Consider the following 20,665-nt stretch of genomic DNA (forward strand, 5'->3'; position numbering starts at 1 on the left):
GGTCAGCTCAGTGTCGAAATATCGGCGATGCCGATGAACAGGCCGCGCAGGCGTGCCAGCATGGCATAGCGGTTTTTCCGCACGCCGGCATCTTCGGCGTTGATCATCACGGCTTCGAAGAACGCATCCACCGGCTCACGCAAGCTCGCAAGGCGCGCCAATGCTTCGGCGTAGTTACGCTCGGCGATCAGCGGCTTCACCGCGTTTTCCGCTTTGGCGATGGCCGAGTTCAACGAGAACTCCTTGGCATCGGCAAACAGGCTTGGGTCGACGTCGGCATTGCCCAGGCCTTCGGCCTTGCTCAACAGGTTCGACACGCGCTTGTTCACGGCAGCCAGGGCTTCGGCTTCCGGCAACTTGCGGAATGCCTGTACGGCTTGTACGCGTTGGTCGAAGTCCAGCGCAGAACCGGGTTGCAGGGCACGTACCGACAGGTAGACGGAAACGTCCACGCCTTCGTCTTCGTAACGCGCACGCAGGCGGTCGAAGACGAACTCCAGCACTTGCTCGGCCAGGCCGGCTTGCTTGACCTTGGCACCGAACTGGCCGACGGCGAATACCACGGCCTGGGTCAGGTCGAGGTCCAGCTTCTTGTCGATCAGGATACGCAGCACGCCCAGGGCCGCACGGCGCAGAGCGTACGGGTCCTTGCTGCCGGTGGGCAGCATGCCGATACCGAAGATACCTACGAGGGTGTCCAGCTTGTCGGCGATGGCCACGGCTGCGCCGGTCAGGGTGCTTGGCAGCTCGGCGCCGGCACCGCGCGGCATGTATTGCTCATTCAGCGCCAGGGCCACATCGTTCGGCTCGCCGTCGTTGAGGGCGTAGTAGTAACCGGCAACGCCTTGCATTTCCGGGAACTCGCCGACCATCTCGGTGGCAAGGTCGCACTTGGACAGCAGGCCCGCCCGCGCGGCCCAGGCGGCATCACCGCCAATGCGTGGTGCGATGTAGGCAGCCAGTTTGGAAACCCGTACAGCCTTGTCATAGACGCTGCCGAGTTTTTCCTGGAACACCACGTTCTGCAGGCGCAGGTTGAAGTCTTCCAGCTTCTGCTTCTTGTCTTGCTTGAAGAAGAACTCGGCGTCGGTCAGGCGCGGGCGAACGACTTTCTCGTTACCGGCGATGATCTGCTGCGGGTCCTTGCTCTCGATGTTGGCCACGGTGATGAAGCGCGGCAGCAACTTGCCGTCCACGTCCAGCAGGCAGAAATACTTCTGGTTGTCCTGCATGGTGGTGATCAGCGCTTCTTGCGGCACCTCGAGGAAACGTTCCTCGAACGAGCACACCAGCGGCACCGGCCATTCAACCAGGGCGGTCACTTCATCGAGCAGGCTTGGCGGAACGATGGCGGTGCCTTCCTGCAGGCGGGCCAGCTCTTCGGTGCGTTTGCTGATCAGCTCGCGACGCTCGTTGGCATCGGCCAGCACGTAGGCAGCACGCAGGTCGTTGAGGTAGTTGGCCGGCGAAGTGATGCGTACGCCTTGCGGATGGTGGAAACGGTGACCACGGGAGTCACGGCCCGCCTTCTGGGCGAGGATGGTGCAGTCGATGACCTGGTCACCGAGCAGCATTACAAGCCACTGAGTCGGGCGTACGAATTCTTCTTTGCGAGCACCCCAGCGCATGCGCTTGGGGATCGGCAGGTCGTTCAGCGAGTCTTCGACGATGGTCGGCAGCAGGCTCGCGGTCGGCTTGCCGGTGATGACCTGGCTGAAACGCAGTTTCGGGCCGCTCTGGTCGATATCGCTCAGCTCTACGCCGCACTTCTTGGCGAAACCAAGAGCGGCCTGGGTCGGGTTGCCTTCGGCGTCGAAAGCGGCCTGACGCGGTGGGCCGTCGAGGTTGATGCTGCGATCCGGCTGCTGGGTTTCCAGAGCGGTCAGCAACACGGCCAGGCGGCGTGGCGCAGCGTAGACTTTTTTCGTTTCAAACTTCAGGCCGGCGGTTTGCAGGCCCTTTTCGATACCGGCCAGGAAGGCGTCGGCAAGGGTATTGAGCGCCTTGGGTGGCAGCTCTTCGGTGCCCAGTTCAACCAGGAAATCTTGAGCACTCATTGTGCAGCCTCCAGCTTAGCCAACACTTCATCACGCAGGTCCTCGGTTGCCATCGGGAAGCCCAGCTTGGCGCGTGCCAGCAGGTAGGCTTGAGCGACGGAACGCGCCAGGGTGCGTACACGCAGGATGTATTGCTGGCGCGCGGTTACCGAGATGGCACGGCGGGCGTCCAGCAGGTTGAAGGTATGGGAGGCCTTCAACACCATTTCATAGCTCGGCAACGGCAGCGGCTGGTCGAGCTCGATCAGGCGCTTGGCTTCGCTTTCATAGAAGTCGAACAGCTCGAACAGCTTGTCGACGTTGGCGTGTTCGAAGTTGTAGGTGGACTGCTCCACTTCGTTCTGGTGGAACACATCGCCGTAGGTCACTTTGCCGAACGGGCCGTCTGCCCACACCAGGTCATAGACCGAGTCCACTCCCTGCAGGTACATGGCCAGGCGCTCGAGACCGTAGGTGATTTCGCCGGTCACCGGGTAGCACTCGATGCCGCCCGCTTGCTGGAAGTAAGTGAACTGCGTCACTTCCATGCCGTTGAGCCACACTTCCCAGCCCAGGCCCCAGGCGCCCAGGGTCGGTGACTCCCAGTTGTCTTCGACGAAACGGATGTCGTGGACCAATGGGTCCAGGCCGACATGTTTCAGCGAGCCCAGGTACAGCTCCTGGAAGTTGTCCGGGTTCGGCTTCAAGACCACCTGGAACTGGTAGTAGTGCTGCAGACGGTTCGGGTTTTCGCCGTAGCGGCCGTCAGTCGGGCGACGACTGGGCTGCACATAAGCGGCGTTCCAGGTTTCCGGGCCGATGGCCCGCAGGAATGTTGCGGTGTGGAAAGTGCCGGCGCCTACTTCCATATCGTAGGGCTGAAGTACCACACAACCTTGCTCGGCCCAGTATTGCTGGAGGGCGAGGATCAAGTCTTGGAAGGTACGCACGGCTGGCGTAGGCTGGCTCACGAAATTCACCTGTTACTTGGGCTGCGATTTAAAGAGCGGGAGTATACCCGATTCGGTCCTGCAACCACTCCCTGGAGCCTTATGCCACGCTGCTTTTGGTGTTCTGAAGATCCGCTGTACATGGCTTATCACGATCAGGAGTGGGGAACGCCGTTGCGCGATGCGCAGGGTTTGTTCGAGTTGCTTTTGCTCGAAGGGTTCCAGGCGGGCCTGTCCTGGATCACCGTTTTACGCAAACGCGAGCATTATCGAAAGGTCTTGTTCGGTTTTGATGCGCAGCGGTTGGCGAAACTGACCGATGCGGAAATCGAAGCCTTGATGCTTGATCCGGGAATCGTGCGCAATCGCCTGAAGCTCAACGCCAGTCGGCGCAATGCTGCCGCCTGGTTGGCCCTGGAAGACCCGGTGGGTTGGCTCTGGTCATTCGTTGACGGCGTGCCCAAGGTCAATCATTTCAAGGATCGCAGCGAAGTCCCGGCAATTACTCCCGAGGCCGAAGCCATGAGCAAGGCCCTGAAAAAGGCCTGGTTCACCTTTGTCGGGCCGACCATCTGCTATGCCTTCATGCAAGCCAGCGGCATGGTCATGGACCACACCCGGGACTGCGACCGTTACGCGCAGTTGGTCAACGCCGGTTAGAATGCGCGCTTTGCGCACCACACACGATCAGGAGTGACCTGTGGAAAAGTTTAAAGGCGCCTTGCTGGTAGGCGCTCTCCGGTTATTTGCCCTGCTGCCTTGGCGCGCCGTTCAAGCTGTCGGTACGGCGATTGGCTGGATCATGTGGAAAACCCCCAACCGTTCCCGCGACACGGTGCGGATCAACCTCTCCAAGTGCTTCCCGGACATGGATCCGGCCGCTCGCGAGCGTCTGGTCGGCCAGAGCCTGATGGACATCGGCAAGTCCCTGACCGAAAGCGCCTGCGCCTGGATCTGGCCGGCCCAGCGCTCCATCGATCTGGTGCGCGAGGTCGAGGGCCTGGAAGTGCTGCATCAAGCTCTGGCGTCGGGCAAGGGCGTTGTGGGTATCACCAGCCACCTGGGTAACTGGGAAGTGCTGAACCACTTCTATTGCAACCAATGCAAACCGATCATTTTCTACCGTCCGCCGAAGCTCAAGGCGGTGGATGAGTTGCTGCAAAAGCAACGCGTGCAACTGGGCAACCGCGTGGCCGCGTCGACCAAGGAAGGCATTCTCAGCGTGATCAAGGAAGTGCGCAAAGGCGGTCAGGTCGGCATCCCCGCCGACCCGGAACCGGCCGAGTCGGCAGGGATCTTCGTACCGTTTTTCGCTACCCAGGCGCTGACCAGCAAGTTCGTGCCGAACATGCTCGCGGGCCACAAGGCCGTGGGTGTGTTCCTGCACGCGCTGCGGCTGCCGGATGGCTCAGGCTACAAAGTGATCCTGGAAGCGGCGCCGGAAGACATGTACAGCACTGACACCGCCACGTCCTGCGCGGCCATGAGCAAGGTGGTGGAGCGTTATGTCGGCGCCTACCCGAGCCAGTACATGTGGAGCATGAAACGCTTCAAGAAGCGCCCGCCGGGTGAGGCGCGGTGGTACTGACCCGCTGCTGACTCAAAGCCGATACAACACAGAATGTGAGAGAGGGGCTTGCCCCCGAGAGCGGTGACTCAGTCCACATGCATGGGCTGACACGGGCTAGCGCCTTCTCACATTTTTCGATCTGCTCAGGCCTGGCGGTCGAGTTTCTTCAGGAACACCGTCATTTCTTTCTCGGCCTGCTTGTCGCCATGGGCCTGGGCCGCTTCAATCCCTTTCTCCCACGCCAGCCGCGCCGCAGCGTTATCACCCAGTCCCGCCTGTGCCTTGCCCAGCAACTTCCACGCCGCCGAATACTTCGGGTCAAACTCGACGCACTTGCGCAAATGTTCCGCCGCCTTGGCGTTGTCCTTCAAGTCCAGATAACCCTTGCCCAAACCAAAGCGCAGCAAGGAATTATCCACACCCTTGGCGAGCATTTTCTCCAGGGAATCTAGCATGCTGGTGTACTCCGTTGTGTCAGAAAAAGCTCAGCCCCACGTGGAACAACTTCTCCACATCGCGGATATGCTTTTTATCCACCAGGAACAGAATCACATGGTCGCCCGTGGCGATCACTGTGTCGTCGTGGGCGATGATCACTTCTTCATCACGAATGATCGCGCCGATGGTTGCACCCGGTGGCAGGCCAATATCGCGAATGGCCTTGCCGATCACCTTGCTCGACTTCGCATCACCGTGGGCGATCGCCTCGATGGCCTCCGCCGCGCCCCGGCGCAGGGAATGCACGCTGACGATATCGCCACGGCGCACATGGGCGAGCAAGGTGCCAATGGTGGCCAGCTGCGGGCTGATGGCGATATCTATGTCACCCCCTTGAATCAGGTCGACATAGGCCGGGTTGTTGATGATGGTCATCACCTTCTTCGCCCCCAGCCGCTTGGCCAGCAGGGAAGACATGATGTTGGCTTCATCATCGTTGGTCAGGGCCAGGAAGATATCCGCGTCGGCGATGTTTTCTTCCAGCAGCAGATCGCGATCCGAGGCGCTGCCTTGCAGGACCACGGTGCTGTCGAGCGTGTCGGACAAATACCGGCAGCGTGTCGGGCTCATCTCGATGATCTTGACTTGATAACGGCTTTCAATCGCCTCCGCCAACCGTTCACCGATCTGCCCACCCCCTGCTATCACGATGCGTTTGTAGCTCTCATCGAGCCGGCGCATTTCGCTCATCACTGCGCGAATATTCGCCTTGGCTGCGATGAAGAATACCTCGTCGTCAGCTTCGATCACTGTATCGCCCTGGGGCAGGATCGGTCGGTCGCGACGGAAAATAGCCGCTACACGGGTTTCCACATTCGGCATGTGCTCGCGCAATTGGCGCAGTTGCTGGCCAACCAGCGGGCCGCCGTAGTAAGCCTTCACCGCCACCAGTTGCGCCTTGCCTTCGGCGAAGTCGATCACCTGCAAGGCGCCGGGTATCTCGATCAGGCGCTTGATGTAGTGGGTCACCACCTGTTCCGGGCTGATCAACACGTCCACCGGAATCGCGTCGTTGTCGAACAGCCCTGCACGGGTCAGGTAGGCCGCTTCACGCACGCGAGCGATCTTGGTGGGGGTGTGAAACAGAGTGTGGGCGACCTGGCAGGCGACCATGTTGGTTTCGTCGCTGTTGGTCACGGCGACCAGCATATCGGCATCGTCGGCACCGGCTTGGCGCAGCACCGTCGGGAACGACGCGCGGCCTTGCACGGTGCGGATGTCCAGGCGGTCGCCAAGGTTGCGCAGGCGCTCGCTGTCGGTGTCGACCACGGTGATATCGTTGGCTTCGCTGGCCAAATGTTCGGCCAGCGTACCGCCGACCTGCCCTGCCCCAAGGATGATGATTTTCATCCGGTCACTCCCTTAAAACCATTCAGCCGCGCGCGGCGGCGATCTTGATCAGTTTGGCGTAGTAGAAGCCATCATGGCCGCCTTCCTGTGCGAGCAATTGGCGGCCGTGGGGCTGCTTGATACCGGCAGCCGTGGCAAGGTCCAGTTCCCGCGCGCCGCTGGTGCGGGCGAGGAAGGCCTGGATCACCTCGGTGTTCTCGGTGGGCAAGGTGGAGCAGGTGGCGTAGAGCAGGATGCCGCCGACTTCCAGGGTCGGCCACAAAGCGTCGAGCAGTTCGCCTTGCAGCACGGCCAGGGCCGCGATGTCGTCGGGCTGGCGCGTCAGCTTGATGTCGGGGTGACGGCGGATCACGCCTGTGGCGGAACAGGGCGCGTCCAGCAGGATACGTTGGAAGGGTTTGCCGTCCCACCAACTGGCGGTGTCGCGGCCGTCGGCAGCGATCAGGTCGGCATTCAGGCCCAGGCGTGCGAGGTTTTCACGCACACGTACCAGGCGCTTGGCTTCCAGATCGACCGCGACCACTCCCGCCAGGCCCTGTTCGACTTCCAGGATATGGCAGGTCTTGCCGCCTGGTGCGCAGCAGGCGTCGAGCACGCGTTGACCGGGGGCCAGGTCGAGCAGGTCAGCGGCCAGTTGTGCGGCTTCGTCCTGCACGCTGATCCAGCCTTCGGCAAAACCCGGCAGGCTGCGTACGTCGGTGGCAGTCTCCAGCACGATACCGTCGACGCTGTACACGCACGGCGTGGCGTTGATGCCGGCCCCGATAAGCAATTGCAGGTAGGCATCGCGACTGTGGTGACGACGGTTGACCCGCAGGATCATCGGCGGATGCGCGTTGTTGGCGGCACAAATGCTTTCCCATTGCTCGGGCCAGAAAGCTTTCAGGGCTTTTTGCAGCCAGCGTGGGTGCGCGGTGCGCACCACCGGGTCATGCTCCAGCTCGGCCAGCAGCGCTTCGCTTTCGCGCTGGGCACGGCGTAGTACGGCGTTGAGCAGAGCCTTGGCCCAGGGTTTTTTCAACTTGTCGGCGCAGCCGACGGTTTCACCGATGGCGGCGTGGGCCGGCACGCGGGTGTAGAGCAACTGATAGAGTCCGACCAATAGCAGCGCTTCCACATCCGCATCGGCTGCCTTGAACGGCTTTTGCAGCAGCTTGGCCGCCAGTGCCGACAAGCGCGGCTGCCAGCGGGCCGTGCCGAATGCCAGGTCTTGGGTGAAACCGCGATCGCGGTCTTCGACCTTATCCAGCTGGGTGGGCAGTGAACTGTTCAACGAAGCCTTGCCGTTGAGAACGGCGGCGAGGGCCTTGGCGGCGGCCAGACGCGGGTTCATTGGGCGACCGCCCCGAGAACCGTACCCACGGAAAATTTCTCACGACGGCTGTTGAACAGGTCGCTGAAATTCAGCGCCTTGCCGCCGGGCAACTGCAGGCGTGTCAGGCACAGCGCCTTTTCACCGCAGGCCACCAACAGGCCGTCTTTGCTGGCACCGATGATTTCACCGGGAGCGCCTTTGCCATCGGCCAAGGTGGCGGCCAGTACCTTCAAGGCTTCGCCATTGAGCGTGCTGTGGCAGATCGGCCAGGGATTAAAGGCGCGCACCAGGCGCTCCAGTTCCACGGCCGGGCGGCTCCAGTCGATGCGGGCTTCGTCTTTATTCAATTTGTGCGCATAGGTGGCCAGGCTGTCGTCCTGTACTTCACCTGGCAGGGTACCCACGGCGAGGCCGGCGATGGCTTGGATCACAGCCGGTGGGCCCAGCTCGGCGAGACGATCGTGCAGGCTGCCACCGGTGTCTTCGCCGGTGATCGGGGTGGTGACTTTGAGCAGCATCGGCCCGGTATCCAGGCCCGCTTCCATGCGCATCACGGTCACACCGCTTTCGCTGTCGCCCGCCTCGACGGCCCGCTGGATTGGCGCCGCACCGCGCCAGCGTGGCAGCAACGAGGCATGACTGTTGATGCAACCCAGCCGTGGAATGTCCAGCACCGCTTGTGGAAGGATCAAGCCATAGGCCACGACTACCAGCAGGTCCGGCTTCAGAGCGGCCAGCTCGGCCTGGGCCTCGGCATTACGCAGGGTCGGAGGTTGCAGCACAGGAATGTTGTGCTCCAGCGCCAACTGCTTGACCGGGCTTGGCATCAGTTTTTGCCCGCGCCCGGCCGGGCGATCCGGCTGGGTATACACCGCGACGATGTCATAGGGGCTGGCAAGCAGCGCCTTGAGGTGTTCGGCTGCGAATTCGGGAGTGCCGGCAAAAACTATGCGCAGTGGCTCGGTCATGGGAGTTCTCGGTTAAAAACAGTCACAAAAGAAAAAGGCTTGCCGCAGCAAGCCTTTGGAAGAAGGGCATCAAGCTTGCTGGCGATGCTTTTTTTCCAGCTTCTTCTTGATTCGGTCGCGCTTGAGCGTGGACAGGTAATCGACGAACAGCTTGCCGTTGAGGTGGTCGCATTCATGCTGGATGCACACCGCCAGCAGACCATCGGCGATCAACTCGTAGGGCTTGCCATCACGGTCCAGGGCCTTGATCTTCACGCGCAGCGGGCGTTCGACGTTTTCGTAGAACTCCGGCACCGACAGGCAGCCTTCCTGGTATTCGCCCATTTCTTCGGTCAGCGGTTCGAACTCGGGGTTGATGAACACCCGTGGTTCGCTGCGATCTTCCGACAGGTCCATGACCACGACGCGCTGATGCACGTTGACCTGGGTGGCGGCGAGGCCGATGCCCGGGGCTTCATACATTGTTTCAAACATGTCATCGACCAACTGACGAACCTTGTCGTCCACTACGGCCACCGGTTTGGCGATCGTGCGCAGGCGCGAGTCGGGGAATTCGAGGATGTTCAAAATAGCCATAAGCGTAATTGCTGCACATGTGAGGTAGAGGCAAATCGGCGTTGGGATGGACCCAGACAGCCGGTGTGAAACGCTCAAAAGCCGCGGAGGCTATGGCATTTCACGCGAACGCACATAATAAAGGAGATTGACCCCATGAGGAAATCGCTACTCGTCTTGCTGCTGTGGGCCCCGTTTGCCACGGCCCTTATTCCCCAGCCTGCACAGCGGCTGGATCAACCGACGCAACAGGCAATCCAGCGCTTTTTATTGCACAACCGCATTCTCGATACGCCCCAGGATCTGGACCGTGCGCCTTACATTGTCGCGGCAGAAGCAGGACGGGTGTTGGGCGCCAATGGCGAGCGGGTGCATGCCCGGGGCTCTCTCGATCCGTCCCAGGCAAGCTATGGGATTTTCCGCCGCGGTAAAACCTATACCGACCCACACACTCAAGAACTGCTGGGCGTCAATGCCGACGATATCGGCACCGCACGCTTTGTGATGGCGGGTGATCTCACCACCCTGGCCGTGCAGCGAGTGACCCAGGAGGTTCGTCCAGGCGACCGTTTGTTGAGTACCGAACGCCCTGTCGAGCTGACAAGGTGGGAAGGTGCAGAACCGACCGCTTTTATCGAAGGCCAGATCATTGATATCCCCAAGGGCGTCACTCAGATCGGCGTGCTCGACGCGGTAACCCTGAATAAGGGCCGGCGCGACGGAATGGTCGAAGGCCAATTGCTCACCGTGATCAAGAGCGGCTCCACCGTCCGCGACACCCTCACCGGGGCGCCGACGCAACTTCCCGACGAACGTGCCGGCACCTTGGTGGTGTTTCGCACCTTTGAAAAACTCAGTTACGGCCTGGTGCTCAGTGCCTCGCGTTCACTGGCGGTGATGGACCGTTTCGTGACTGCCCATCAAACGCAATGAATAGCCTGCTAAATAAGTTACCAACAGAGTTATCCACAGCTTGTTCCGATCAAGGATGATCAAGATGTATCCGATAAACAGTGATGAAATTTCCCCTGCCGAACTGGAAGCGCGACTACGCTTGCACAGGCTGCCGGAACTGGGCCCCAAGCGTTTTCGCGTGTTGATCGAAGCGTTTGGTTGCGCTTCAAAGGCCCTCAGTGCACCTGCCAGTGCCTGGCGGTCCCTCGGGTTGCCAGCCGTCAGTGCCGAGGCTCGGCGCAGTCCTGAAGTTCGTGATGGTGCGAGTTCCACCTTGGCCTGGTTAGCCGGCCCGGCCCAGCATTTACTGATGTGGGACCAACCTGAGTACCCCGCGCTACTCGCTCAGATCGACGATGCTCCCCCGTTATTATTCGTCGCCGGCGACCCTGCGATCCTGGAAAAACCCCAACTGGCAGTGGTCGGGAGCCGTCGCGCCTCCCGCCCCGGCATGGACACGGCCGCTGCGTTTTCCCGCAGCCTGGCGAGTGCTGGCTTCGTTATCACGAGCGGCTTGGCGTTGGGCATAGACGGCGCGGCGCACCAAGCGGCATTGGAGGTAGGCGGCCAGACAATCGGCGTGCTGGGCACTGGGCTGGAAAATTTTTATCCACAGCGGCATCGCAGGCTCGCAGCGGCGATGATAGAGCAAGGCAGCGCCGTAGTTTCCGAGTTTCCGCTGGATGCGGCCCCTCAAGCGGGCAATTTTCCCCGGCGCAACCGGATCATCAGTGGCTTGTCGCTGGGTGTGTTGGTGGTCGAAGCCAGCATGGCCAGCGGTTCGCTCATTACCGCACGGCTGGCGGCCGAGCAAGGACGCGAGGTGTATGCGATCCCTGGCTCCATTCATCATCCTGGTGCCAAGGGCTGTCATCAGCTGATCCGCGATGGAGCGGTGTTGGTCGAAACCATTGAGCACATTCTGGAAGGTTTGCGCGGTTGGCAGGCCCTGTCACGCCCTGCCCCGATACCGGTCACTCACCCACTGGTGGCGTTACTGCATGCCGCGCCTCACACCAGCGAAGGCCTGGCGATTGCCAGCGGCCGGCCATTATCCCAAGTGCTGGCGACGCTGACGGAGCTGGAGCTCGAAGGCCAAGTGATCTGCGAGAGTGGCCGCTGGCTCGCGCGCCCCTAGGTTTTGTAAAGAAGATCGGTAAACTGCGCAGAGCTTTAGTCCGGAGAATGAGCAATGGTCAACAGGTGGCGTGTGTTGGAAGCCGCACGAGAAATTCGCGCAGGCGCGGTGATTGCCTATCCGACCGAGGCGGTCTGGGGCCTGGGCTGCGACCCGTGGAACGAAGAAGCGGTGGACCGGCTGTTGGCGATCAAGAACCGCTCTGTGGATAAGGGCTTGATCCTGGTGGCGGACAATATTCACCAGTTCGATTTTCTGTTTGAAGATTTCCCGGATACCTGGATCGAGCGCATGGCCAGCACCTGGCCAGGGCCGAATACCTGGCTGGTGCCCCATCAGGGCCTGCTGCCTGAGTGGGTGACCGGTGTGCATGACACGGTAGCCGTGCGGGTCAGTGACCATCCGTTGGTGCGGGACTTGTGCTCGCTGGTAGGGCCGCTGATTTCGACGTCAGCCAACCCTCAGGGCCGCCCGGCGGCGCGCACGCGGCTTCGTGTGGAGCAGTATTTCCGTGGCCAGGTGGACCTGGTGTTGGGGGGAGCCTTGGGTGGGCGCAAGAACCCGAGCCTGATTCGCGATTTGGCGACGGGTGAGGTCGTGCGGCCTTCCTGATACTGGGGTGTGGCTTTCGCGAGCAAGCCTGCGCCCCTGATCGATCGAGCTCCAACTGGAGGCGCGCGGTCGGACAGGGAAGCGGGCTTGCTTGCAATGAGGCCCTTCAAACCGCCAAGTGTCTTAAACGTTATGGCAACAGAATGGTCGACCCGGTGGTCCGCCGTCCCGACAACGCTGTCTGTGCCTTCGCCGCTTCAGCCAGTGGATACCGCTGGTTGATATCAATGCGCACCTTGCCGCTCTTGATCATCGAGAACAGATCATCGGCCATTGTCTGCAGGTTTTCCGGGTTGTTGGCATAGGTCGCCAGTGTCGGACGGGTCACATACAGCGAACCCTTGGCCGCCAGAATCCCCAGGTTCACCCCCTCTATCGCGCCCGACGCGTTACCGAAGCTCACCACCAACCCGCGTGGCGCCACGCTGTCCAGCGAGGTCAGCCAGGTATCCTTACCGACGCCGTCGTACACCACCGGTACTTTCTTGCCGTCGGTCAACTCCAACACGCGTTGTGCGACGTTTTCCTTGCTGTAGTCGATGGTTTCCCAGGCGCCAAGGGATTTGGCCAGGGCGGCTTTTTCCGGTGAACTCACGGTGCCGATCAGCTTCACGCCCAAGGCTTTGGCCCATTGGCAGGCCAGGGAGCCCACGCCTCCTGCAGCGGCGTGGAACAAAATGGTTTCGCCGCCTTTCAGTTCATAGGTCTGGCGCAGCAGGTACTGCACGGTCAAGCCCTTGAGCATGGCGCCCGCGGCTTGTTCAAAGCTGATGTCGTCCGGCAGGTGCACCAGGTTGGCGGCGGGCAACACATGCAGTTGGCTGTAGGCGCCCAGCGGGCCGCTGCCATAAGCCACACGGTCGCCGACCTTGAATTGAGAGACTTCACTGCCTACCGCATCGACAACCCCGGCACCTTCGGCGCCCAATCCCGATGGCAATGCCGGCGGCGCATACAGACCGCTGCGGAAATAAGTGTCAATGAAGTTCAGGCCGATGGCCTCATTACGTACGCGAACCTGTTGCGGGCCCGGCTCTGCGGGCGTGTAGTCCACATATTCAAGCACTTCGGGACCGCCATGGGCGCTGAACTGGATACGTTTGGCCATCTGCACTTCTCCTTAAGATTGAATCGCATAGCGCGCTATCGGACTCCTAAGCTTGATCTTCGTCAACTGCGATGCACATGGGTGCGGTGTTATCCTGTGCGCCCATTTGCCGCCGACGCCCGATGGCCTCGCGTAGCTTTGCCCGATTCAAGGTGATGCCATGACTACTCGCACTGAGGCTGTTAAAGCCTACCTGCTCGACCTGCAAGACCGTATTTGCAGCGCCCTGGAAACCTTCGAGACGGACACTCGCTTTATCGAAGACGCCTGGACCCGGCCTGCCGGCGGCGGCGGTCGCACCCGCGTGATTGCAGATGGTTCGATCATTGAAAAAGGCGGCGTTAACTTTTCCCACGTGTTTGGCAGCGGCCTCCCACCTTCCGCCAGTGCCCATCGTCCTGAGCTGGCCGGACGCGGCTTTGAGGCGTTAGGCGTGTCGCTGGTCATCCATCCGCACAACCCCCACGTGCCGACGTCCCATGCCAATGTGCGCTTTTTCATCGCCGAAAAAGAAGGCGAAGAGCCGGTATGGTGGTTCGGTGGCGGCTTCGACCTCACGCCCTACTACGGCAACGAAGAAGACTGCATCCACTGGCACCGCGTGGCCGAGCAGGCCTGTGCGCCGTTCGGTCCGGATGTGTACTCGCGCTACAAAGCCTGGTGCGACACCTATTTCCATATCAAGCACCGCAACGAGCCGCGCGGTATCGGCGGCCTGTTCTTCGACGACTTGAATGAATGGGACTTCGACACCTGCTTCGCCTTTATCCGCGCCATCGGCGATGCCTACATCGACGCCTACCTGCCGATCGTGCAGCGCCGCAAGGCCACGCCCTATACCGAGCAACAGCGCGCGTTCCAGGAATTCCGCCGAGGCCGTTACGTTGAATTCAACCTCGTCTACGACCGTGGCACCTTGTTCGGCCTGCAGTCGGGTGGGCGTACCGAGTCGATCCTGATGTCGCTTCCGCCGCAAGTGCGCTGGAGCTACGACTGGAAGGCCGAAGCCGGCAGCGAAGAAGCGCGCCTCACCGATTACTTCCTGCAGGACCGCGACTGGCTGGGTGTGCTCGCAGCCAAGGCGGCGGTCTGATGGATCGCTACGTCGTATTCGGTAACCCCATCGGCCACAGTAAGTCACCGTTGATCCACCGTATGTTTGCCGAGCAGACCGGCGAGACACTGGATTACAGCACCTTGCTCGCGCCGCTGGAGGATTTCAGCGGCTGCGCCCGTGAGTTCTTTGTGCAGGGGTGTGGTGCCAATGTCACCGTGCCGTTCAAGGAAGAGGCCTACCGTTTGGCCAGCGCCTTGACCGAGCGCGCCCAGCGCGCCGGCGCGGTGAACACCCTGAGCAAGCTGGCCGACGGCACCTTGCTGGGCGACAACACCGACGGCGCCGGCCTGGTGCGCGACCTGACGGTAAACGCCGGGTTGAACCTGAAGGGCAAACGCATCCTGCTACTGGGTGCTGGTGGCGCAGTCCGCGGTGCATTGGAACCTTTGCTGGCGGAACAGCCGGCCTCGCTGATCATCGCCAACCGCACCGTGGAAAAGGCTGAACTGCTCGCCGAGCTGTTCGACGACCTTGGCCCGGTATCCGCCAGCGGTTTCGACTGGCTGCGTGAGCCGGTGGACCTGATCATCAATGCCACGTCCGCGAGCCTGTCAGGCGATGTACCGCCGATTGCCGGAAGCCTGATCGAATCGGGCAAGACCTTTTGCTACGACATGATGTATGCCAAGGAGCCGACTGCGTTCTGTCGCTGGGCCACTGAACAAGGCGCGGCCGTGGCGATGGATGGTCTGGGCATGCTGGTCGAGCAGGCGGCGGAAGCGTTTTTCCTGTGGCGCGGGGTGCGCCCGGATTCGGCACCGGTGCTCGCTGAACTGCGTCGCCAACTCAGCTGACTGCGTTCCAAGTGTGGTGGGGGGCGAGCCTCCTTCCACATTATTGGCCACGTTCAGTCTTCGAAGTGGATGGGGCACTTATCCGCCCCTTCCAACTTTTTCAACTCGTCCACAACCTGCGGTCGGGCCCGGCGCAAGATCAAGCTGCGCCCCAACCCGCGCAACCTGCGTGCCTCCTGGTGCAGCATCTCCACCCCGGAATAGTCGATAAAGTTGATCTGCTGCGCCTCAATCACCACTCGTTCGCTCGCAAGGCTTTGCAGGCGCACTTGCAGGTAATGGCTGGCGCCGAAGAAGATCGAGCCGCCTACCCGCAGCACATCGTCTTCGCCGTCACGCCACTGCTGGACACGCGGTTGCGAGGTGCGCTTGAGGTAGAAAAACAGCGACGCCAGCACCCCGGCATAAATCGCCGTTTGCAGTTCCAGCAGCAGCGTGGCGACGCAGGTCAGGCTCATCACCATGAATTCGGCACGGCTCACCCGGAACAACGCGCGAATGCCGCGATGGTCCACCAGCCCCCAGCAAATCAGCAGAATGCTCGCTGCCATGCTCGGGATGGGGATGTGTGCAATCAACGCGGCGCCAAACAACGCGAACAGCGCCACCCACAGTGCGGAAAACACCCCCGCCAACGGTGAGCAGGCGCCGGCTTCATAGCTGAGCCCGGAGCGGGTAAAGGAACCGGCTGACAAGTACCCCGAGAAAAATCCGCCGACGATATTGGATAAGCCCTGTGCGCGGACTTCCTGGTTGGCGTCGAGTAATTGCTGCGAACGGGCCGATAAAGAGCGGGCAATCGATAGGCTGGTCACCAGCCCCAGCATGCCCACCGCCACGGCACTGGGCAGCAGGCGCAGAAGCATATCCAGGTCCATTGGCAGCGGGCTGAATGGAGGCAGCTTGCCGACAAACGAGCTGACCAGCGCCACCTGCCCGAACATCGCCGGCGACAGCCAGGCGACCAGGCTGCCGAGGGCCAGGGCGATCAACAGCGTTGGCCAGCGGGGCACCCAGTATTTGAGCAACGCGCCCACCAACAAGGTGCCCAGCCCGAGGACGAGTGAAGCTGGGTCCCACTCGCGGCTATGGTCGATCAGCGCCAGCAGGCTATTGATGGCCGTTGCCTGGCTCGGCACATCCAGGCCCAGCAGATTGGGCAGTTGGCCCAGGGCAATCACCACGGCGGCACCCAGGGTGAAGCCGAGCACCACCGAATGGGAGACGAAATTCACCAGCGCGCCGAAGCGCAGCATGCCCAGCAACCACTGGAAAACGCCGGCCAGGAATGTCAGCAGGAGGATCAAGGTAATGTAGTCCTGCGACCCCGGCACGGCCAAAGGGCTGATGCTGGCGTACAACACGATGGAAATCGCCGCTGTCGGGCCGCAGATCAGGTGCCAGGAGGAGCCCCAGAGGCAGGCAATCAGTACCGGGATGATTGCCGCATACAGGCCGTATTCGGGTGGGAGGCCGGCGATCAGCGCGTAGGCAATGGATTGTGGCAGCGCGAGTACTGCGCCGCTGAGGCCGACGACTGCATCTCGACCGACACTGGCGCGGGTTTGGCGTGGGAGCCAGGCGAGAAAAGGCAAAAGTGTGTGGCGGTTGGGCCGAAGCATCGCAGACTCGGTCAGAAGGTTTGGCTCAGAGTATCAGTACGCATCGGCCCCTGTGGGAGGGAGCGAGTCGAATCGGCGCACCGCCCCTCCCACATTCAGCTGGCGAGTATCTTTAGAGTTTGGCTTTTACAGCGGCCAGAGCATCCTTGCCATCCACTGTCTTTACGCCATCCAACCACTTATCCAACACCGCCGGGTTCGCCTTGATCCACGCTTTCGCCGCATCGGCATTGCTGACCTTGTTGTTGGTGACGTCGGCCATGATGCTGTTCTCCATCTCCTGGGTGAAACTCAGGTTGACCAACAGCTTCCCGACATTCGGGCAGGCCTGCGCGTAACCCTTGCGGGTCAAGGTATACACGCTGCCGGTGTCACCAAAATATTTCTCGCCGCCTTTGAGGTAACGCATTTTCAATTGCACATTCATCGGGTGCGGCGTCCAGCCGAGGAAAGTCACGAATTTCTGTTTCTTGACCGAGCGTGAAACCTCCGCGAGCATCGCTTGTTCGCTGGATTCGATCAGCTTCCACTGGCCGAGATCAAAATCGTTTTTCTTGATGATCTCCTGCAGCGAGATATTCGCCGGCGCGCCGGAACTGATGCCGTAGATCTTCTTGTCGAACTTATCGGCAAACTTGTTCAGGTCGGCAAAGTCATGCACGCCGGCATCCCACACATAGTCCGGCACAGCGAGGGTGAACTCGGTGCCGTCGAGGTTCTTCGCCAGTTGCACCACATCGCCATTGGCCACGAACTTGTCATAGAAGCCCTGCTGCGCCGGCATCCAGTTGCCCAGGAACACATCCACCTGGCCATCCCTGAGCCCGCCAAAGGTGATCGGCACCGCCAGCGTGTCTACTTTGTGTTTGTAGCCCAGGCCCGTCAGCAGAAAACCGGCGATGGCGTTGGTGGCGGCGATATCGCTCCAGCCTGGATCGGCCATTTTCACCGTTTCACAACTGCTGTCTGCGTACACATTGGCGCTGGCGAGCACCAGGATGCCCAGTACTACCGTTAGCTTTTGCATGGCCTTCCCTCTGTTATTTATTGGTTTTGGCAGGGTTGTGGATAACGTGCCTTGCGCTCCAAGTCGTCGAGGTCGATATGGTTGCGCATGTATTGCTGACTGGCGTCTACCAGTGGCTGGTGATCCCAGCTCTTCAGCTTGCCCTGGGTCAGCGCCTCAAATACCAGGCGACGGCGGCGTTGGCTGGCGAGCACCTGCTGGTGGATCGCCGGGATGTCCCATTTGGCCCGCGCCTCATTCAAGAAGGCTGCAAACAGCGCCCGATGTTGCGGCGACTGGCTGAGGTCTTCCTGCTCCCGTGGGTCGTTGTGTACATCGAACAGCAGGCAAGGGTCGTCTTCGCTGTAGATAAATTTGTAGGCGCCACGGCGAATCATCATCAGCGGGCTGATGGTGCCTTCGGCCATGTATTCGCCGAACACTTCGTCGTGCCCACCCTGCCCTTGCAAGTGCGGGACCAGTGAACGACCGTCCAGCGGCAGACGCGGGTCCAGCTCGCCGCCGGCCAGTTCCACCAGGGTCGGCAGCAGGTCGGCGGTGGACACGGCGTGGCTCACGCGGCCCGCAGCGAATTGCCCCGGTGCACAGACCAGCAGTGGTACGCGGGCGGCCATTTCAAACCAGTGCATTTTGTACCAGAGGCCGCGCTCGCCGAGCATGTCGCCGTGGTCGCCGGAAAAGATGATGATCGTATCCTCGGCCAGGCCGGTGTCTTCCAGGGTTTGCAAGAGCTTGCCGACGTTGCTGTCGATATAGCTGCAGGCACCGAAATAAGCACGGCGTGCATCGCGGATCTTATCCACAGGCAGCGGCTTTTCCCACAGGTCATAGACTTTGAGCAGGCGCTGGGAGTGCGGGTCCAGATCGGCCTGGGGCGGTGTTGTCGGCAAGGGGATGTCGCTGTCGTCGTACAGCTCCCAGAACGGCTTGGGAATGGTGTACGGGTCGTGCGGATGAGTCATCGACACCGTCAGGCAGAACGGCTGTTCGCCGTCTTCGCGGATATGGTCGAAAAGGTATTGCTGAGCCTTGAACACGACCTCTTCGTCGAAGTCCAGCTGGTTGGTGCGCACACATGGGCCGGCTTGCAGCACCGAGGACATGTTGTGGTACCAGCTGGGACGCACGTGCGGCTCATCCCAGTTCACGGCCCAGCCGTAATCGGCGGGGTAGATGTCGCTGGTCAGGCGCTCTTCGTAGCCGTGTAGTTGGTCGGGGCCACAGAAATGCATTTTGCCCGACAGGGCGGTGCGATAGCCGAGGCGGCGCAGGTAGTGGGCATAAGTCGGTACATCGGCGGGGAAATCCGCCGCGTTGTCGTAGGCGCCGATCTTGCTCGGCAATTGGCCGCTGACCAGGGTGAAACGCGACGGTGCGCACAGCGGGCTGTTGCAGTAGGCGGCGTCGAACACTACGCCCTGTGCGGCGAGGCGACTCAGGTTCGGCAGTTTGATCGGGGACGGTGCGTAGAACGGCAGCATTGGCGCGGCCATTTGATCGGCCATGATAAAAAGAATGTTCTTGCGCTTCATGGGGCTTCGGCATTCCATAGGCAGTGTTTATGCGAATGAGCATGCAGCCCATGAAAAATTGGGTAAAGCCCATGAAATACAATGTCTAGGATAAGTACAGCTTATGTATGAAGCCCTCGGTGATTTATCCCTCGACCTGTTGCGCGTGTTCGAGGCGGCGGCGCGTCATCGCAGCTTTACCGCCGCCGCCATGGAGTTAGGCACCACCCAGCCGGCCATCAGCCAGCAGATCAAGCGGCTCGAAGAGCAGTTGTCGATTCGCCTGTTTGATCGCATCTACCGTGGCATTGAACTGACCGATGCGGGAGCCCTGCTGTTCGAGCACGCCCAGGGCGGCTTGCAGGCCATCAACCAAGGCCTGAGCGCGATCACCCGGCAGGGTCAGCATGAAGTGCTGCAAGTGGCCACCGACTTCGCGTTCGCCGCTTACTGGCTGATGCCGCGTTTGCACCGCTTCCACCAGGCCAACCCGCAGGTCGATGTCAGCCTGGTCACCAGCGAGCGCAACCACGCCACGTTGCGCAGCGATATCGACGTGGCGGTGCTGTTCGGCGACGGTCGTTTCAAGCAGGGCGACAGCCTGTGGTTGTTCAACGAGGAGGTCTTCCCGGTATGTAGCCCACAGTGGCTCAAGGAGCAGACCACGTCGCTGACCCTGGCAAATTTGCAGGACTTTCCCCTGCTGCACCTGCGCCAGGAGAACACCAGCCAGTGGTTCGACTGGAGCGGTGTGTTTCGCGAGTTGGGCATCACCGCTGCACCGACACCCGGCCAGTTGCGTTTCGATAACTACACACTGTTGATCCAGGCCGCGATTGCCGGCCAGGGGGTGGCCATCGGCTGGCGCCACCTGGTGGATAATCTGTTGCAGCAGAACTGGCTGTGCCGGCCGATCAGCGACACGGTTATCTCGCGTTTCGGTTATTACGTCGTGCAGCCCCAGCGCAAGCGCCGGGGGCAGTTGGTCGAGCGCTTTGTCGATTGGTTGCTGGCGGAACAGGCCAGCAGCGCGCAGTCCCTGACTGGGCTGGCCCTGCCTTCGATTGCGGTCTAGGATCGGTTCACAATGGACACGGATTTCACCATGCAACGTATCAAGGGCTATCACGCCCATATCTATTTCGACGCCAGTACGATCGACCAGGCGCGCACCTTATGCGAAGACGCAGCCAAGCTGTTCCCGTTAAGCATGGGCCGTGTGCACGAACGGCCTGTGGGCCCGCACCCTGACTGGAGCTGCCAACTGGCGTTCGAGCCGGAGTACATCGGCGTGGTATTGCCGTGGTTGGCGCTGCACCGCGAAGGGCTGGTGGTGTTCCTGCACCCCGAAACCGGCGATGACCTGAAGGATCACACCGACTACGCGATCTGGATGGGTGCGATGCGCGAGCTGGATTTGTCGGTTTTTTAACCTTCTTCATCAGATAACCCTTACTTCCCTCCGCCGTAAAAAACCGGAGGTGACGCAAGATTTACTTCGTCAAGTCTCACTATATGGGATTGATATTTATATATTGAG

Annotated in this window: 20 protein-coding genes; 9 read left to right on the top strand and 11 right to left on the bottom strand. The window is 61.0% G+C overall.

Annotation, left to right across the window (positions count from 1 at the left end; genetic code table 11):
- Positions 1–2: 2 nt before the first annotated feature.
- Together glyS and glyQ are read right to left on the bottom strand one after the other, a co-directional pair.
- Complete coding sequence (gene glyS / locus M5B97_RS10970) at positions 3–2,057, bottom strand: glycine--tRNA ligase subunit beta (RefSeq protein ID WP_248731469.1); 2,055 nt, start codon at positions 2,055–2,057, stop codon at positions 3–5.
- Positions 2,054–3,007 (bottom strand): glycine--tRNA ligase subunit alpha, encoded by a 954-nt coding sequence (gene glyQ / locus M5B97_RS10975; RefSeq protein WP_003170711.1) that lies wholly within the window; start codon positions 3,005–3,007, stop codon positions 2,054–2,056. Before glyQ ends, glyS begins: the two co-directional genes overlap by 4 nt.
- An 81-nt stretch (positions 3,008–3,088) precedes the next feature.
- Here glyQ and tag point away from each other — a divergent pair, with 81 nt between their 5' ends.
- Complete coding sequence (gene tag / locus M5B97_RS10980; protein WP_248731470.1) at positions 3,089–3,646, top strand: DNA-3-methyladenine glycosylase I; 558 nt, start codon at positions 3,089–3,091, stop codon at positions 3,644–3,646.
- Between the two features lie 40 nt (positions 3,647–3,686).
- Positions 3,687–4,574 (top strand): lysophospholipid acyltransferase, encoded by an 888-nt coding sequence (locus M5B97_RS10985; protein WP_060756553.1) that lies wholly within the window; start codon positions 3,687–3,689, stop codon positions 4,572–4,574.
- Between the two features lie 125 nt (positions 4,575–4,699).
- Here M5B97_RS10985 and M5B97_RS10990 read toward each other — a convergent pair whose 3' ends face one another.
- The 5 genes from M5B97_RS10990 to def form a co-directional block, all read right to left on the bottom strand.
- Positions 4,700–5,011 (bottom strand): hypothetical protein, encoded by a 312-nt coding sequence (locus M5B97_RS10990; RefSeq protein WP_134661109.1) that lies wholly within the window; start codon positions 5,009–5,011, stop codon positions 4,700–4,702.
- A gap of 19 nt (positions 5,012–5,030) precedes the next feature.
- Positions 5,031–6,404: a Trk system potassium transporter TrkA gene (gene trkA / locus M5B97_RS10995; RefSeq protein ID WP_123716674.1), complete on the bottom strand. Its 1,374-nt coding sequence runs from the start codon at positions 6,402–6,404 to the stop codon at positions 5,031–5,033.
- 22 nt (positions 6,405–6,426) lie between these two features.
- Positions 6,427–7,737 carry a 16S rRNA (cytosine(967)-C(5))-methyltransferase RsmB gene (gene rsmB / locus M5B97_RS11000; protein ID WP_248731471.1) on the bottom strand — a complete coding sequence of 437 codons (1,311 nt, stop codon included), beginning with the start codon at positions 7,735–7,737 and terminating at the stop codon, positions 6,427–6,429.
- Positions 7,734–8,687 (bottom strand): methionyl-tRNA formyltransferase, encoded by a 954-nt coding sequence (gene fmt / locus M5B97_RS11005; RefSeq protein WP_248731472.1) that lies wholly within the window; start codon positions 8,685–8,687, stop codon positions 7,734–7,736. Before fmt ends, rsmB begins: the two co-directional genes overlap by 4 nt.
- A gap of 69 nt (positions 8,688–8,756) precedes the next feature.
- Complete coding sequence (gene def / locus M5B97_RS11010; protein ID WP_016970668.1) at positions 8,757–9,263, bottom strand: peptide deformylase; 507 nt, start codon at positions 9,261–9,263, stop codon at positions 8,757–8,759.
- Between the two features lie 135 nt (positions 9,264–9,398).
- Here def and M5B97_RS11015 point away from each other — a divergent pair, with 135 nt between their 5' ends.
- From M5B97_RS11015 to M5B97_RS11025, 3 genes are all read left to right on the top strand, one after another.
- The gene (locus tag M5B97_RS11015) at positions 9,399–10,175 is read left to right on the top strand and encodes a peptidoglycan-binding protein (RefSeq protein WP_248731473.1); all 777 of its coding nucleotides are present in this window, start codon (positions 9,399–9,401) and stop codon (positions 10,173–10,175) included.
- A 64-nt stretch (positions 10,176–10,239) separates the two neighbouring features.
- Positions 10,240–11,334 carry a DNA-processing protein DprA gene (gene dprA, locus M5B97_RS11020; RefSeq protein WP_248731474.1) on the top strand — a complete coding sequence of 365 codons (1,095 nt, stop codon included), beginning with the start codon at positions 10,240–10,242 and terminating at the stop codon, positions 11,332–11,334.
- A 54-nt stretch (positions 11,335–11,388) separates the two neighbouring features.
- Positions 11,389–11,946, top strand: a complete 558-nt coding sequence (locus M5B97_RS11025; RefSeq protein WP_134661104.1) for an L-threonylcarbamoyladenylate synthase — start codon at positions 11,389–11,391, stop codon at positions 11,944–11,946.
- A 130-nt stretch (positions 11,947–12,076) separates the two neighbouring features.
- On the opposite strand, the gene M5B97_RS11030 is transcribed toward M5B97_RS11025, so the two are convergent.
- A complete protein-coding gene (locus tag M5B97_RS11030; RefSeq protein ID WP_248731475.1) occupies positions 12,077–13,054 on the bottom strand; it encodes a quinone oxidoreductase in 978 nt (325 codons plus the stop codon).
- A 160-nt stretch (positions 13,055–13,214) separates the two neighbouring features.
- On the opposite strand from M5B97_RS11030, the gene hemF reads away from it, so the two are divergent.
- Together hemF and aroE are read left to right on the top strand one after the other, a co-directional pair.
- The gene (gene hemF, locus M5B97_RS11035; RefSeq protein ID WP_248731476.1) at positions 13,215–14,147 is read left to right on the top strand and encodes an oxygen-dependent coproporphyrinogen oxidase; all 933 of its coding nucleotides are present in this window, start codon (positions 13,215–13,217) and stop codon (positions 14,145–14,147) included.
- Positions 14,147–14,965, top strand: coding sequence for a shikimate dehydrogenase (gene aroE, locus M5B97_RS11040; protein ID WP_248731477.1), 819 nt, complete (start codon positions 14,147–14,149; stop codon positions 14,963–14,965). Before hemF ends, aroE begins: the two co-directional genes overlap by 1 nt.
- Positions 14,966–15,018: 53 nt before the next feature.
- Here the strand turns inward: aroE and M5B97_RS11045 are convergent, their stop codons facing one another.
- The 3 genes from M5B97_RS11045 to betC form a co-directional block, all read right to left on the bottom strand.
- Positions 15,019–16,587: a SulP family inorganic anion transporter gene (locus M5B97_RS11045; RefSeq protein WP_123716684.1), complete on the bottom strand. Its 1,569-nt coding sequence runs from the start codon at positions 16,585–16,587 to the stop codon at positions 15,019–15,021.
- A gap of 112 nt (positions 16,588–16,699) precedes the next feature.
- Entirely contained in the window at positions 16,700–17,614 is a 915-nt protein-coding gene (gene choX, locus M5B97_RS11050; protein ID WP_248731478.1) for a choline ABC transporter substrate-binding protein, read from the bottom strand.
- A 17-nt stretch (positions 17,615–17,631) separates the two neighbouring features.
- Entirely contained in the window at positions 17,632–19,146 is a 1,515-nt protein-coding gene (betC, locus tag M5B97_RS11055; RefSeq protein WP_248731479.1) for a choline-sulfatase, read from the bottom strand.
- A 103-nt stretch (positions 19,147–19,249) separates the two neighbouring features.
- Between betC and M5B97_RS11060 the strand changes: the two genes are divergently transcribed.
- A complete protein-coding gene (locus M5B97_RS11060; RefSeq protein WP_134661098.1) occupies positions 19,250–20,200 on the top strand; it encodes a LysR family transcriptional regulator in 951 nt (316 codons plus the stop codon).
- A 30-nt stretch (positions 20,201–20,230) separates the two neighbouring features.
- Entirely contained in the window at positions 20,231–20,557 is a 327-nt protein-coding gene (locus M5B97_RS11065; protein ID WP_123716766.1) for a DOPA 4,5-dioxygenase family protein, read from the top strand.
- Positions 20,558–20,665: the final 108 nt, after the last annotated feature.

Source organism: Pseudomonas sp. MWU13-2517 (assembly GCF_023242545.1).
Classification (GTDB): Bacteria; Pseudomonadota; Gammaproteobacteria; order Pseudomonadales; family Pseudomonadaceae; genus Aquipseudomonas.

Bases quoted from the DNA above. Each gene is read 5' to 3' on its own strand.
- glyS (WP_248731469.1), bottom strand. From the start codon at position 2,057: ATGAGTGCTCAAGATTTCCTGGTTGAACTGGGCACCGAAGAGCTGCCA.
- tag (WP_248731470.1), top strand. From the start codon at position 3,089: ATGCCACGCTGCTTTTGGTGTTCTGAAGATCCGCTGTACATGGCTTAT.
- M5B97_RS10990 (WP_134661109.1), bottom strand. From the start codon at position 5,011: ATGCTAGATTCCCTGGAGAAAATGCTCGCCAAGGGTGTGGATAATTCC.
- trkA (WP_123716674.1), bottom strand. From the start codon at position 6,404: ATGAAAATCATCATCCTTGGGGCAGGGCAGGTCGGCGGTACGCTGGCC.
- rsmB (WP_248731471.1), bottom strand. From the start codon at position 7,737: ATGAACCCGCGTCTGGCCGCCGCCAAGGCCCTCGCCGCCGTTCTCAAC.
- fmt (WP_248731472.1), bottom strand. From the start codon at position 8,687: ATGACCGAGCCACTGCGCATAGTTTTTGCCGGCACTCCCGAATTCGCA.
- def (WP_016970668.1), bottom strand. From the start codon at position 9,263: ATGGCTATTTTGAACATCCTCGAATTCCCCGACTCGCGCCTGCGCACG.
- M5B97_RS11015 (WP_248731473.1), top strand. From the start codon at position 9,399: ATGAGGAAATCGCTACTCGTCTTGCTGCTGTGGGCCCCGTTTGCCACG.
- dprA (WP_248731474.1), top strand. From the start codon at position 10,240: ATGTATCCGATAAACAGTGATGAAATTTCCCCTGCCGAACTGGAAGCG.
- M5B97_RS11025 (WP_134661104.1), top strand. From the start codon at position 11,389: ATGGTCAACAGGTGGCGTGTGTTGGAAGCCGCACGAGAAATTCGCGCA.
- M5B97_RS11030 (WP_248731475.1), bottom strand. From the start codon at position 13,054: ATGGCCAAACGTATCCAGTTCAGCGCCCATGGCGGTCCCGAAGTGCTT.
- hemF (WP_248731476.1), top strand. From the start codon at position 13,215: ATGACTACTCGCACTGAGGCTGTTAAAGCCTACCTGCTCGACCTGCAA.
- aroE (WP_248731477.1), top strand. From the start codon at position 14,147: ATGGATCGCTACGTCGTATTCGGTAACCCCATCGGCCACAGTAAGTCA.
- M5B97_RS11045 (WP_123716684.1), bottom strand. From the start codon at position 16,587: ATGCTTCGGCCCAACCGCCACACACTTTTGCCTTTTCTCGCCTGGCTC.
- choX (WP_248731478.1), bottom strand. From the start codon at position 17,614: ATGCAAAAGCTAACGGTAGTACTGGGCATCCTGGTGCTCGCCAGCGCC.
- betC (WP_248731479.1), bottom strand. From the start codon at position 19,146: ATGAAGCGCAAGAACATTCTTTTTATCATGGCCGATCAAATGGCCGCG.
- M5B97_RS11060 (WP_134661098.1), top strand. From the start codon at position 19,250: ATGTATGAAGCCCTCGGTGATTTATCCCTCGACCTGTTGCGCGTGTTC.
- M5B97_RS11065 (WP_123716766.1), top strand. From the start codon at position 20,231: ATGCAACGTATCAAGGGCTATCACGCCCATATCTATTTCGACGCCAGT.